We start from the raw sequence: 13,384 nt of genomic DNA, 5'->3' as shown, positions 1-13,384 counted from the left end.
GATACTCGACGGGTGCAAATACCACTGTACCCCGGAAGTGCGCATCTGTGACCGGGCAACCCGAACCGGGGTGTGGGGGGACTTGGCTGACCAGGGCCTTCCTCGCCCCGTCCGGCGGACTATTGTGCGCTCCATGGAGACGTCTGATACGCCTGAGACCGAGAAGACCCCGACCGGGATCGCCGCCCAGGACTGGGAGACGGCCGCCGCCGAGCCGCAGTACCGGGCCGCGGTGGTGGACCTGCTCGGGGCGCTCGCCTATGGCGAGCTGGCCGCGTTCGAGCGGCTCGCTGAGGACGCCAAGCTGGCGCCCACGCTGGAGGACAAGGCGGAGCTGGCGAAGATGGCGTCGGCCGAGTTCCACCACTTCGAGCGGCTGCGGGACCGGCTGGCGGCGGTCGGCGAGGAGCCGACCGCGGCGATGGAGCCGTTCGCGGCGGCGCTGGACGGGTTCCACCGCCAGACCGCGCCGTCCGACTGGCTGGAGGGCCTGGTCAAGGCGTACGTGGGCGACTCGATCGCCAGTGACTTCTACCGCGAGGTGGCGGCCCGGCTCGACTCGGACACCCGCGACCTGGTGCTCCAGGTGCTGGACGACACCGGCCACGCGAGTTTCGCGGTGGAGAAGGTGCGGGCCGCGATCGAGGCCGACCCGCGGGTCGGCGGGCGGCTGGCGCTGTGGGCCCGGCGGCTGATGGGCGAGGCGCTGTCCCAGGCGCAGCGGGTGGTCGCCGACCGTGACGCGCTGTCCACGATGCTGGTGGGCGGGCTGGCCGACGGCTTCGACCTGGCCGAGGTCGGCCGGATGTTCTCGCGGATCACCGAGGCGCACACCAAGCGGATGTCGGCGCTGGGCCTGGCCGCTTGACATCCGCCGGCCAGGGCCTGGGTCCTGCGCGGGGGCGTGAGAAAGGGCTCCGGGACCCCGGAGCCCTCGCGCACCGCGCCTCGGCGGGCCGTGCCTGAGCCGTGGCTTCAGGCCGGGACCGACCGGCGGCGTCCGGCCCGGGGCCGGACGAGCAGCGACAGCAGGGCGGCGGCGAAGCCGAGCGCGACCATCAGCACGACCGCCGAGTGGCCCGAGCCCAGCACGGTGTGGGCGATCATCGCGCCGAAGAACGCGGCGGCGGGGCCGGTGGACAGGACGAGGGGCGTGGCGGGCAGTCGGCGGGACAGCCGGTGACTCGCCCCGTACGCGATGGCGAGACCGATCAGTGCCGAGCCGAGCGCCTCCCAGAAGATCATGGCGCGTCCTTCCCGTGAGCGGATCGGGACCGAAGCGTGATCACGCGTCGGTCGTGCCGGTCCTACCCGGGGCCAGGCGGGGGCAACCCTGATCGAGGGGGATCGGGAGAGCGGGCCGCGGCGCGACGGCGCACGACGGCGGCGGGGCCCGGTGAGAGAAATCCCACCGGGCCCCGCCGCCGTTGCGCGTGATCCGCTCAGAGAGCGCTGAAGCCGACCTTACGGGTGCTCGGCTCGCCGATCTCGACGTAGGCGAGACGGTCGGCCGGAACCAGGACCTTGCGGCCGTGTTCGTCCGACAGGCTCAGCACCTGCGCCTTGCCAGCGAGCGCGGCGGCCACCGCACGCTCGACATCCTCGGCAGACTGCCCGCTCTCCAAGGTGATCTCGCGGGGCGCGTGCTGCACGCCGATCTTGACCTCCACGGCCTTGTCCCTCCGACGGTCAGTTGGTGCGCGGCGTCCGCGCTGTACGCAGCACACATTAGCCCGGGAACCGGGCCCGCTGGGCGGCGCGGGCCAAGCCCGCAGCGAACAGGCCTTACGTCCCGCTCTCCGCTCCGTGCAGCGGGAAGCCCGCGATACCGCGCCAGGCGAGCGAGGTGAGCAACTGCATAGCGGTGTCCCGGGGGACGGCGCTGCCGCTGGAGAGCCAGTAGCGGGCGACGACCTGGGAGACGCCGCCGAGGCCGACGGCCAGCAGCATGGACTCGTCCTTGGACAGCCCGGTGTCCTCCGCGATGACCTCGCTGATGGCCTCGGCGCACTGGAGCGAGACCCGGTCCACGCGCTCGCGCACGGCGGGCTCGTTGGTGAGGTCGGACTCGAAGACGAGCCGGAAGGCGCCGCCCTCCTCCTCGACGTACGCGAAGTAGGCGTCCATGGTGGCGGCCACCCGCTGCTTGTTCTCGGTGGTCGAGGCGAGCGCGGTGCGGACCGCCTGCAGCAGGGCGTCGCAGTGCTGGTCGAGCAGGGCGAGATACAGCTCCAGCTTGCCCGGGAAGTGCTGGTAGAGCACGGGCTTGCTGACTCCCGCACGCTCGGCGATGTCGTCCATCGCGGCCGCGTGGTAGCCCTGTGCGACAAAGACCTCCTGGGCGGCCCCCAGGAGCTGATTGCGTCGGGCTCGGCGCGGCAGGCGCGTACCCCGCGGGCGCGCCTCGGTCTGCTCGATGGCTGTCACGCCGCCTCCCATTGAATGTTCCGAGCACGGTGTCCACCGCGCCCGCCATCGTACTTTTGGGTAACAGGGCCGCGCGCCGTCCGTGCGGAGATTTTCACGGACTGGACACTATGAAAGCCCACAAAGGGTGCTGGTCATCGGTAGTCCTCCTCGTTCTCCTCGACGACCCGGGCCTGCTCCGCGCGGTCGGCCTCATTGGCCTCCAGCGGTTCGTCGGCGGTCCGAGGGTCGTCGCGGTGGGGGACGAGGTCATGGTGCTGTTCAGCGGCGTCCGCCTCGGGGGCCTCGACGCTGCGGAGGGCGGGGTCGTCGTTGTTCTCGAGGGCGTTCGTGAAGGTCTCGGGGTCGCTCGGATCGACGGTCATGTACTCCCCTTCCCAGAGGCAGATGATCGCCTCTGTGTATGTACGAGCCTAGGAGAGGTCACTTTCGGACGCTACGTGGTCTGTGAGCGTGAACACACGGTCAGCCATGTGATCGTCTCGTAACATTGCGGCATGTCTTCGACCGAGCCGCCGGAAGCCCGCATCGTCGCCGCGGTGTCCCCAGCGCGGCCCGTGCGGGTCGGGGCGGGTGAAAAGCTCCGCACCACCAGCCTGCCCGGTCTCACGCTGAACGTGCGTACCCGTCCGCCCGTGGTTTCAGGCCTGCCGCCCGCGGTGTTTCTCCACGGGCTGGGCGGATGTTCGCAGAACTGGTCGCCGCTGATGGAACAGCTCGCCGACCGGCTGGACATCGAGGCCCCCGACCTGCCCGGATTCGGCGACTCCCCGCCGCCCGACGACGGCGACTACTCCATATCCGGCCACGCCCGGGCCGTCATCCGCCACCTCGACGCGAGCGGCCGCGCCCCGGTGCATCTGGCCGGGAACTCCATGGGTGGCACGGTCGCCATCCGCGTCGCGGCCGTGCGGCCGGACCTGGTGCGCAGCCTCACCCTGGTCTCGCCCGCGCTGCCCGAGCGGCGCCCGCAGCGCACCGCGGTGCCCACGGGGCTGCTCGCGATCCCCGGGGCGACCCGCCTCTTCAGCCGCGCGACCCGCGACTGGGACGCGGAGCGGCGCACCCGGGAGCTGCTGGCGCTCACCTACGGCGACCCCGGGCAGGTCACCCAGGAGGACTTCGCGCTGGCGGTCGAGGAGTACGAGCGGCGGCTCGCGCTCCCGTACTTCTGGGACGCGCTCGCGCGTTCGGCGCGCGGCCTGGTCGACTCCTACGCCCTCGGCGGCCAGCACTCGCTGTGGCGGCAGGCCGAGCGGGTCCTCGCGCCCACGCTCCTCGTCTACGGGATGCGCGACCAGTTGGTGTCCATCCGCATGGCCCGCAGGGCGAGCGCAACCTTCCGCGACTCGCGTCTGTTGACGCTGTTGGACGCCGGACATGTGGCGATGATGGAGTACCCCGGAGCGGTGGCGCGCGGCATGCGCGAACTGCTCGACGACGTCGAGGGACGAGCCGCCGGCGGGCGGGCCGTCGACCTGAGACACGAACAACAAGCGACAGACGGACGGGACAGCCGGAAGACACGGGGGGTACCGGTGCCCGGAGCGGACGGGAGCGGTGCGGCGCGTGGGTAAGCACAGCGCACGGGGCAGCCAGGAGGACCGGGATCCCGGGTCCACCGAGGCGGATTCCGGCCCCGGTGCGGGGCGTCGGCGGCGCTCGGCGGCGCCCGGCGCCCAGGACCCGGGCGTGACGCCGCCGCAGGGCATCCCGCGGACCGCCCACGGACCGGCCTCGCCGCCGCGCTCCAGGGGCGGCCACCCCGGGCCCTCCGGCCACCCCGGGCCCTCCGGGCCGCCCGGACGCCCCGCGCAGCGTGAGACGGGCGGTGGCTGGAGCGCCTTCGGCACCGCCACCATGAACGCGCCGCAGCGCCCCGGCGGCTCCGCCGCCGGTGGTGCGCCCGGGGGCGGCGCGGGCGGGCTGATGCCCGGGCCGCGCAAGGAGTACCTGGAGGCGTTCGACACCACCGAGACCCCGGAGACCGCCGGCGAGGACGCCTTCGCCGCCGGTGCGCCCGGCACGGTGCCGGCGCCGCGCCGTACCCGCCCCGGCGCGGGGGCCGACGACGACCGCGGGAGCGCCGGCGGCGGCCCCGGGGGTCCCGGCGGCCCCGGCAGACCGGGCACCGCCTCGCCGTCCGACGGGCTCCCCGGGGCCGACGGCCCCGACCCCGAGGGCAAGGGCGCGCGAGAGGCCGGCAAGGGCGGCAAGGGGCGTACGTTCACCGGTGTCGCCGCGGCGGCCGTGACCACCGTGCTGGCCGTCGTGGTGGCCGGGCAGGTGGGAGGCGGCCCGCAGAGCGACAGCAAGGCGCAGTCCAAGGGCGGGCCGGAGCGCGGCGACGGGGGAGCGTCGTCCCGTACGGACGGCCGGGGCACCCCGTCCGCTTCCGCGAGCCCCGAACTCGCCACGTACCAACAGAAGATGGCCGCCCTGTATCCGCTCGATCCGAAGCTCAAGGGCTCGGGCGCCTTCACGACCGTCCCCGGGCAGGACAAGGCGCCCGGCACGGGCCAGATCCTGCGCTACCGGGTGGACATCGAAAAGGGGCTGCCGCTCGACGGCTCGCTGTTCGCCGAGGCGGTGCACAAGACGCTCAACGACGACCGCAGTTGGGGCCACGGCGGCACCCGCACCTTCGAGCGGGTCTCCTCCGGACGCCCCGACTTCGTCATCACCCTGGCGAGCCCCGGCACCACCGCGGTGTGGTGCCGGAAGTCCGGTCTCGACACGACCGAGGACAACGTCTCGTGCGACTCGGCGTCCACCCAGCGCGTCATGATCAACGCCTATCGGTGGGCGCAGGGCGCCCGTACGTTCGGCGACGACAAGATGTACGAATACCGCCAGATGCTCATCAACCACGAGGTCGGGCACCGGCTCGGGCACAACCACGAGACGTGCACCAGGCAGGGCGCGCTCGCCCCGGTGATGATGCAGCAGACCAAGTTCCTGGCGACGGACGGCGTGACGTGCCGCCCCAACGCCTGGCCGTTCCCCAAGGGCTGATCCCCGATCCTCAGGGGCTCGCGCCCGTTATAGCGCCCGACAACGCCTGAAATCCAGGAAGGTCACGGGCGTTCACCCCTTCCGGTGGCGCGATGGACAACCGTCCGTCGCGCCACGGCCATGCGCGCATAACGTGCTCCCGCTGCCCGACGTGCCGAACCGCGGCATGACGGCTTGCCCACAGGGGAGATCGGGGGTGCGCTCATGCGCGTGGGACTGCTTACGGAGGGTGGGTACCCGTATGCGACCGGTGAGGCGCTGGTGTGGTGCGACCGGCTGGTGCGCGGGCTGGACCAGCACGACTTCGAGGTCTACGCGCTGAGCCGCGACGCCCGTCAGGAGGCCGGGGGCCGGACGGAGCTGCCCGGGCAGGTGCGACGGGTGCGCACCGCGCCGCTGTGGGGCGAACCGGCCGGGCGGCGGCGGTCGTACGGGCGGCGGCAGCGGCGGCGGTTCGCCGAGCACTTCGGGGACCTGACGGTGGCGATCAGCGTGCCGGGCGGTCCGGACGGCGCCCAGGCGGACCGTTTCGCCAGCGGTCTCCACGGCCTCGCCGACCTCGCCCGGGACACCGGCGGGCTGCCCGCCGCGCTCCGCTCCGAGGAAGCCGTCCGCACCCTGGAGCGCGCCTGCCACACCCCCGGCGCGCCGCGCGCCGCCCACCGGGCGCGGGTCGCCGACCTGCTGGCCGTGACCGAGGCGCTGGAGCGGGCGCTGCGCCCGCTGTCGCTCGACTGGTACGGCGGCGGCCGCGACCCGGGGCTGTCCGGTGTGGACCTGTGCCACGCGACGTCGGGCGGCGTGGCCGCGCTCCCGGGACTGCTGGCCGAGCGCCGTTTCGGCACGCCGCTGCTGGTCACCGAGTACGGCGTACGGCTGCGCGAGCACTATCTGCGGCGCCCGCCCGGCCGCGACGAGCGCTCCGGTCCGGTCCGCGCCCTGCTGGCCGCCTTCCAGGGGAGGCTGGCCGCCGAGGCGTACGCGCGGGCCGCGCTCATCACCCCCGGCAATACGCACGCCCGCCGCTGGCAGGAGCGGTGCGGAGCCGACCCGGAGCGGCTGCGCACCGTCCATCCCGGGATGGACGCCGCCCGCTTCGCGGAGGTCGGCGAGGGTGGCGCGGCGGCCGGGGGAGCGGACGACCGGACGCTGGTGTGGGTGGGGCGGCTCGAACCCGCCAAGGACGTCGTCGCGCTGCTGCACGCCTTCGCCGAGGTGCGGCGGTGGCGGCCGGACACGCGGCTGCGCGTCATCGAGACCCGGCCCGGCGACGGCCCGTCCGGTGGCGGCTACCCGGCCCACTGCCGCGGGCTGGCCGCCCACCTCTTCCCCGACGAGGCCGCGAACGCCCATACGCCCGGCGACAATCCGGTCTCCTTCGAGCGCGTCGGCGACCCCGAGGTGCCGACCCTCGCGGACGCGTACGCGGCGGGTTCGGTCGTCGTGCTGTCCAGCGTGGTCGAGGGGTTCCCGGTGGGGCTGGTCGAGGCGATGTTCTGCGGCCGGGCCACGGTCTCGACCGACGCGGGTGCCGTCTGCGAGGCCATCGGCGGCACCGGTCTGGTGGTGCCGCCGCGCAACCCCCGGGCGCTCGCCGACGCGTGCCTCGCGCTGTTGCGCGACCCCGAGCGCCGCGCCCGCCTGGGCGCCGCCGCGCGCGCCCGGGCGCTGGAACTCTTCACCGCCGAGCAGAACGTGGTCGCCTTCCGGGGCATCTACCTGGAGCTGATGTCGCACTGCCCGGTGCGCCGCGAGGAGGTCGGCGCGGACGGCGCGCCCCTGCCGTTCGCCCGCCCGGCCGAGGCCCGCGTCCCGGGCCGCTGGACCGCGGGCCGGCACCTCGCGCGCACCCCCCGCTGGGCAGGGCCCGGACCGGCACCGCGGCAGCCCCTGGCCGCCCTGTCCGAGGAGGGCGCGTGACCGGGCCCACGGGCACGTCCGGGGGGCGCCGTGAACAGCCGAGCGCCCCGGCGTCCGCCCATGAGCGGGGCGCGAAGGCGCGGCGCGGCTCGGTGGATCCGGTGCGGGCGCTGATGCACCGCCACCGCGAGCTGTGCGCCCGGGCCGTCGACCCGCTGGAGATCGCCGCCGGCCTTGAGGCCCACGGGGTGACCGACCGCACCGCCGCCCGCTTCCGGCACCGCGACGTCTTCTCGCTCGCCGAGGAGCTGTACGCCCGGGTCCCGCGCGACGGCGACACCGGGGACGACGCGCGGCCCGGCGAGGCCGCGCCGGCCCGGCCCCGGGGCGTGCGGGCGGCGCTCGGACTGCTCTGGCTGCTGCCCGGTGCGCTGGCCGCGGCGACCGTCGCCGGTGCGTACCGGGCAGGGGCCGTCGCGGTCGGCGCGGCCGGTGCCGTCCTGACGGCGGGCGCGCTGTGGCCCTGCCTGCGCCGGGGCCCGCTCGGCACCGCCGGGCGCGGTGCGCGGTGCGCGAGCCGGTGGGCGGGCCTGCCGGAAGCGCTGCGCACAGGGTGGCTGCTCGCCTACGCCGCTTGCGGCGACTGGCTGCTGACCGGGCTCACCGGCCGTACGGGCCCGTACGACCCGGCGGTGGCCTGCGAGGCCGCCGTCGTCCTCGGCCTCGCCGTCGCTCCCGCCGCGTGGCTGGCCCGCTGGTTCGCCGTACGGGCGGGCCGCAGGCTGGCCGCGAGCAGCGGGCTGGACGAGTTCGCGGCGGGGGTCCGGCCGCTGTGCGCGGCCACCGTCCTGGCCTTCCTGCTCGCCCTGCCGCCGCTGGTGCTCACGGCCCGGCTGACGGTGCCCGGCGCCACTCCTGACCCCGTCGCCGAGGCGGGCACCGGTGCGCTGGCCGCTCTGCTGTTCGCCGCCCGGCTGCTCACCGTCCACGGCTTCCGCGCCGCCGCGGCCCTCGGCACCGCCGTGGCCTGCGTGGCCGAGGCCGCCGGGCCGGCCATCGCCGGGGCCGCCCGGCTGCCGGGCGGCGCGGCGCTCGGCGAGCCGGTGCGGCGGCTGGCCGCCGCCCATGGCACGGCCGCCGTACCCGCCGTGGCCTGCGGGACCGCCGCGCTCGCGCTGCTGGTGTACGCGTGCGCCGCGCTGTCCCGCGCCTCGGCCCACACCGCCCCCACCACGCCCCCCACACCGATCACGCAGATCACGTCTCCCTTTCCCATCCCTGCGAGGAGCACAGCCATGAGCGACGAGACGACCGCCCCACACGCCACCCCCGGGGAGGCACGACGATGAGAGTCCTGCTGCTCGGCTCCGGCGGCTACCTGGGCCGCTACGTCGCCGAACACCTGCTGGCCGACCCCGCCGTCCAGCTCACCGCGCTCGGCCGCGGCGACGACGCCGACGTGCGGTTCGACCTGTCCAACGGCAGCCCCGGCGCGCTCACCCGCTTCCTGAACGCGGTCCACCCCGGTGTGGTGATCAACTGTGCGGGCGCGACCCGCGGCGGCGCCCGCGAGCTGACCCGGCACAACACCGTGGCCGTCGCGACCGTCTGCGAATCGCTGCGCCGCAGCGGCTGCGGCGCCCGGCTCGTCCAGATCGGCTGCTCCTCCGAGTACGGGCCCTCGCAGCCCGGCTCGTCCACCGCCGAGGACGCCGTGCCGCGCCCCGGCGGTCCGTACGGCGTGAGCAAGCTGGCCGCGACCGAGCTGGTGCTCGGCTCCGGTCTGGACGCGGTGGTGCTGCGGGTCTTCTCGCCGGTCGGGCCCGGCACCCCGGCCGGATCCCCGCTCGGGCGGCTCGCCGAGACGATGCGGCGCGCGATGCAGTCCGGGGACAGCGAGCTGAAGCTGAGCGGCCTGGGGGTGCAGCGGGACTTCGTGGACGTACGGGACGTGGCGCGGGCGGTGCACGCGGCCTCGCTGTCGGCCGCCCAGGGCGTCGTCAACATCGGCACCGGGCGCGCCGTCCGGCTGCGGGAGGCGGCCTCCGTGCTGGCCCGGGTGGCGGGCTTCGGCGGCACCCTGCACGAGGTCGACGTCCCGCCCGGGCGGAATCCGCTGCACCCGGCCGCCCATATCCCGGCCCCCGCGCACGCCCCCGGTCACGCTCCGGTGCCCACCCCGCACGCCCCCGGTCACGCCCCCGGACCGGCGGAGCACGGCGGTGCCACCGCGTACCCCTACCCGGACGGCTGCGGCAGCTGGCAGCAGGCCGATGTGCGCACCGCGCGCGACCGGCTCGGCTGGCGCTCCCGCATCCCGCTGGAGGAGTCCCTGGCCGACATCTGGATGGAGGCCGCGTGTCGCATCTGACCTCCCCGGGGCCCCGGCCAGGACCGGCGCCGCCGCCCGCCGCCGGTCTCGGCCTGGGGGTGCCGGGCTGGGGGCACCCCCTGGTGGCACCGGCCGAATGGGGTGAGCTGACCCGCCCCGGCACCCCGGTGCACTGGGCGGTCCTGGACGTCGCGCGCGGCCCCGGCTCGTGCCCGGACCCGTACTGCGCCGCCGCGGTGGCCCGGCTGCGTGCCGCGGGCGTAACGGTGCTGGGGCGGCTGGACGTGAGGTTCGGCACCCGCCCCTTCGGCGAGGTGGTCGCGGACGCGGGCCGCTACCTGGACTGGTACCGGCCCGACGGCTTCTATCTGGACCGCTGCCCCTCGGAGCGCCCGGGCCTGGCGGAGGTCCGCCGGATCGTCACCACGCTGCGGGCGCTGCGCGGCCGGGCGTACACGGTGCTGGGCCAGGACACCCATCCGTACCAGGAGTACGCGGAGATCGCCGACCAGCTGGTGACCTTCCGCGGCAGGTGGGCCGACTACCGTTGGTCCCAGGTCGCGGAGTGGACGGCGGGCTATCCGCCCGAGCGGTTCTGCCATCTGGTGCACGGGGTGCCCCGGCCGCATCTGGACGAGGCGCTGCGCATCGCCCGCTGGCAGGGGGCGGGCACGGTCTTCTTCACGGACCGCACGGCCCGGCCGGGACAGCGCGCGGGCTCCGCCGCCCTGTGGGAGACGCTGCCCGGACACTGGGACGACATCGTCTCGCGCATCGGACCGTGTGTCATGGAATGAGATGGGGCGTGGCAGTGTTACGAGAAGACAACCTCCCCGCTCACGCGGGGGTGAACCGCTCCCGCTCCTACTTACTACGGAGTCCCCGTGTCGCTGCCACCCCTGGTCGAGCCGGCTGCCGAGCTCACCGTCGACGAGGTCCGCAGGTACTCACGCCATCTGATCATCCCGGATGTCGGTATGGAGGGCCAGAAGCGGCTGAAGAACGCCAAGGTGCTCTGTGTGGGCGCGGGCGGTCTCGGCTCGCCCGCCCTCATGTACCTCGCCGCCGCCGGTGTGGGCACCCTCGGCATCGTCGAGTTCGACGAGGTCGACGAGTCCAACCTGCAGCGCCAGATCATCCACAGCCAGGCGGACATCGGCCGCTCCAAGGCGGAGTCCGCGCGGGACACCGTCCTCGGCATCAACCCCTACACGAACGTCGTGCTGCACGAGGGCCGCCTCGAGGCCGACAACGTGATGGAGATCTTCTCCGAGTACGACCTGATCGTCGACGGTACGGACAACTTCGCCACCCGCTACCTGGTCAACGACGCGTGCGTGCTGCTGAACAAGCCGTACGTATGGGGTTCGATCTACCGGTTCGACGGCCAGGCGTCCGTCTTCTGGTCCGAGCACGGCCCGTGCTACCGCTGCCTGTACCCGGAGCCCCCGCCGCCCGGCATGGTCCCCTCCTGCGCCGAGGGCGGGGTCCTGGGCGTGCTGTGCGCGTCCATCGGCTCCATCCAGGTCACCGAGGCCATCAAGGTGCTCACCGGCGCGGGCGACCCGCTGGTCGGCCGCCTGATGATCTACGACGCCCTGGAGATGAGCTACCGGCAGGTCAAGGTCCGCAAGGACCCGGACTGCGCGGTCTGCGGCCCGAACGCCACGGTCAAGGAGCTCATCGACTACGAGGCCTTCTGCGGTGTCGTCTCGGACGAGGCCCAGGAGGCGGCGGCCGGTTCTACGATCACTCCCAAGCAGCTCAAGGAGTGGATCGACGACGGCGAGGCCATCGACATCATCGATGTCCGTGAGCAGAACGAGTACGAGATCGTCTCGATCCCGGGCGCCCGGCTGATCCCGAAGAACGAGTTCCTGATGGGCACAGCCCTCCAGGACATGCCGCAGGACAAGAAGATCGTCTTGCATTGCAAGACGGGTGTCCGATCCGCGGAAGTCCTGGCCGTTCTGAAGAACGCGGGCTTCTCCGACGCCGTCCACGTGGGCGGCGGCGTGATCGGCTGGGTCAACCAGATCGAGCCCGACAAGCCGGTCTACTGACGCCGGTTCACCGAACGAGAGGGCCCGGACCGCCGCACCAGCGGTCCGGGCCCTCATCCGCAGGTCTTGCCGCTCGCGGGCACCTTCCCGTCGAGCAGATAGGCGTTGACGGTCTTCGTCATGCAGGCGTTGCCGCTGTTGTACGCGCCATGGCCCTGCCCCCGGTACGTGACCTCGACGCCCACGCCCCGGCCGAGTTCGCGGGCCATCGTGCGGGCCCCCGCGTACGGGGTGGCCGGGTCGCCGGTGTTGCCGACGACGAGGACCGGCGCGGAGCCCTCGGCGCTCACGTCCGGGGTGTCCGTCCTGCCGTCGACCGGCCAGCCGGTGCAGGCGAGCAGGGACCAGGCGAGATAGTCGCCGAAGACCTTCGACGCCTCGCGGAACCGCGGCAGCCGCTCCTTCACATCGCTCACCGTGTAGCGCTTCTTCTCGTCGGCGCAGTTGATCGCCGCATTGGCCGCGTTGATATTGCTGTAGCGGCCCTTTTCGTCGCGGCCGGACATCGAATCCGACATCGCGAGCAGCAGATTGCCCTTGCCGAGCGTCAGCGCTTCCTGAAGGCCCAGCGTCAGATATTTCCAGCTGTCCTCGGAGTACAGCGCGGCGGCGATACCGCCGAGCGCCCCGCCCTCCGTGAGCTTGCGGCCGCTGTCGGTCTCCAGCGGATTCTTGTCGAGTTTCTTCAGCAGCGTGACGATCTTCTCGGCGCCCGCCTCGGGATCGTCGCCGACCGGGCAGGCGAGCCCCTTCCGGGCGCAGTCCCGGAGGTAGTTGTCCAGCGCCAGCTGGAACCCCCTGGCCTGGGCGAGGGAGCCCTGTTCGGTGTCCGCGGACGGGTCGACCACGGCGTCGAGGACCGCGCGCGCCACATGCCGCGGGTACAGATGGGCGTAGACGCCGCCGAGTTCGGTGCCGTAGGAGATGCCGAAATACGACAGTTTCCGGTCCCCGAGCACCTGCCGCATGAGGTCCATGTCCCGGGCGGCGCTGACGGTGTCCACATGGGGGAGCACCTTCCCGGAGCGCCTTTCGCATCCGGCGATGTATTTCCGCGCGTCCGCGGTCGCCGCCTTGATCTCGGCGGCGTCGTCCGGAGTGCCGTCGACCGCCTCCGCGGCGTCGATCTCCTTGTCGCTCCGGCAGGTCACGCCCTCGCTTTCGCCGACCCCGCGCGGATCGAAGCTCACCAGGTCATAGCGTGCGCGCAGTTTTCCGTAATCCCCGCTGAAACCGGGCAGGGAGGAAACGCCGGAGCCGCCGGGGCCGCCGAAATTGAACACCAGGGAGCCGATCCGCTTCCCCGGTCCTGTGGCCTTCGCGCGGATCATGGCCAGATCGATGGTCTCTGCGTCCGGCTTCGCCCAGTCCAGCGGCACGGTGAGGCCGGCGCACTCCCAGTCGCCGCCCGGCGCCTTGCCGGTGCCCTGCCGCGCGGTGGGCGCCGCGCACTCCTTCCAGCGCGGCTTCTGGCCCGTGAGGGAGCGGGGCAGGCCGGAGGAGCCCGGGGGCGCGGCCGGGGCGGTGGCCGGGGCGCTGGAGGAGGAGCCGGGCGTCGGGGTGGCCGACGCCTTCCCCCGGTCCTTCCCCTGGCCGTCGCAGCCCGCGACGGCGAGGAGGGCGGCCACGGCGGTCGCGGAGACCAGCGCCCTGGTCCGTATGGTGCGGAGGGAACTCGACATGGTCG

The 13,384-nt window shown here is 73.9% G+C and carries 13 protein-coding genes; 8 read left to right on the top strand and 5 right to left on the bottom strand.

Annotated elements, in window-relative coordinates; translation table 11 throughout:
- Window positions 1–133: 133 nt before the first annotated feature.
- On the top strand, window positions 134–868 hold the full coding sequence (locus ASC60_RS07475; protein ID WP_055548041.1) for a ferritin-like fold-containing protein: 735 nt from the start codon (window positions 134–136) through the stop codon (window positions 866–868).
- Window positions 869–975: 107 nt separating this feature from the next.
- Here ASC60_RS07475 and ASC60_RS07470 read toward each other — a convergent pair whose 3' ends face one another.
- The 4 genes from ASC60_RS07470 to ASC60_RS07455 form a co-directional block, all read right to left on the bottom strand.
- Window positions 976–1,245 (bottom strand): hypothetical protein, encoded by a 270-nt coding sequence (locus tag ASC60_RS07470; protein ID WP_055548040.1) that lies wholly within the window; start codon window positions 1,243–1,245, stop codon window positions 976–978.
- A 197-nt stretch (window positions 1,246–1,442) separates the two neighbouring features.
- The gene (locus ASC60_RS07465) at window positions 1,443–1,670 is read right to left on the bottom strand and encodes a DUF3107 domain-containing protein (RefSeq protein WP_055548038.1); all 228 of its coding nucleotides are present in this window, start codon (window positions 1,668–1,670) and stop codon (window positions 1,443–1,445) included.
- A gap of 115 nt (window positions 1,671–1,785) precedes the next feature.
- Window positions 1,786–2,427: a TetR/AcrR family transcriptional regulator gene (locus tag ASC60_RS07460; RefSeq protein ID WP_055548757.1), complete on the bottom strand. Its 642-nt coding sequence runs from the start codon at window positions 2,425–2,427 to the stop codon at window positions 1,786–1,788.
- A gap of 134 nt (window positions 2,428–2,561) precedes the next feature.
- Window positions 2,562–2,792, bottom strand: coding sequence for a hypothetical protein (locus ASC60_RS07455; RefSeq protein WP_055548036.1), 231 nt, complete (start codon window positions 2,790–2,792; stop codon window positions 2,562–2,564).
- A 132-nt stretch (window positions 2,793–2,924) separates the two neighbouring features.
- Between ASC60_RS07455 and ASC60_RS07450 the strand changes: the two genes are divergently transcribed.
- The 7 genes from ASC60_RS07450 to moeZ all read left to right on the top strand — a co-directional run bounded on the left by ASC60_RS07450 (window position 2,925) and on the right by moeZ (window position 11,697).
- Entirely contained in the window at window positions 2,925–4,004 is a 1,080-nt protein-coding gene (locus tag ASC60_RS07450) for an alpha/beta fold hydrolase (RefSeq protein ID WP_055548033.1), read from the top strand.
- Complete coding sequence (locus ASC60_RS07445) at window positions 3,997–5,442, top strand: DUF3152 domain-containing protein (protein ID WP_063787098.1); 1,446 nt, start codon at window positions 3,997–3,999, stop codon at window positions 5,440–5,442. The genes ASC60_RS07450 and ASC60_RS07445 overlap by 8 nt, the downstream gene beginning before the upstream one ends.
- A gap of 204 nt (window positions 5,443–5,646) precedes the next feature.
- The gene (locus ASC60_RS07440; RefSeq protein WP_063787083.1) at window positions 5,647–7,362 is read left to right on the top strand and encodes a DUF3492 domain-containing protein; all 1,716 of its coding nucleotides are present in this window, start codon (window positions 5,647–5,649) and stop codon (window positions 7,360–7,362) included.
- Complete coding sequence (locus ASC60_RS42090) at window positions 7,359–8,651, top strand: hypothetical protein (RefSeq protein WP_063787082.1); 1,293 nt, start codon at window positions 7,359–7,361, stop codon at window positions 8,649–8,651. Before ASC60_RS07440 ends, ASC60_RS42090 begins: the two co-directional genes overlap by 4 nt.
- Window positions 8,648–9,673, top strand: a complete 1,026-nt coding sequence (locus ASC60_RS07430; RefSeq protein WP_055548031.1) for an NAD-dependent epimerase/dehydratase — start codon at window positions 8,648–8,650, stop codon at window positions 9,671–9,673. The genes ASC60_RS42090 and ASC60_RS07430 overlap by 4 nt, the downstream gene beginning before the upstream one ends.
- Entirely contained in the window at window positions 9,661–10,431 is a 771-nt protein-coding gene (locus tag ASC60_RS07425; protein WP_370592891.1) for a spherulation-specific family 4 protein, read from the top strand. Before ASC60_RS07430 ends, ASC60_RS07425 begins: the two co-directional genes overlap by 13 nt.
- An 87-nt stretch (window positions 10,432–10,518) precedes the next feature.
- The gene (gene moeZ / locus ASC60_RS07420; RefSeq protein WP_055548029.1) at window positions 10,519–11,697 is read left to right on the top strand and encodes an adenylyltransferase/sulfurtransferase MoeZ; all 1,179 of its coding nucleotides are present in this window, start codon (window positions 10,519–10,521) and stop codon (window positions 11,695–11,697) included.
- Between the two features lie 53 nt (window positions 11,698–11,750).
- Here moeZ and ASC60_RS07415 read toward each other — a convergent pair whose 3' ends face one another.
- Complete coding sequence (locus ASC60_RS07415; RefSeq protein WP_055548027.1) at window positions 11,751–13,379, bottom strand: alpha/beta hydrolase; 1,629 nt, start codon at window positions 13,377–13,379, stop codon at window positions 11,751–11,753.
- Window positions 13,380–13,384 lie beyond the last annotated feature (5 nt).

This window comes from Streptomyces sp. NBRC 110028 (assembly GCF_001417735.1).
In the GTDB taxonomy this organism is placed as follows: Bacteria; Actinomycetota; Actinomycetes; order Streptomycetales; family Streptomycetaceae; genus Streptomyces.
This window is presented reverse-complemented; position numbering and strand designations above follow the sequence as displayed.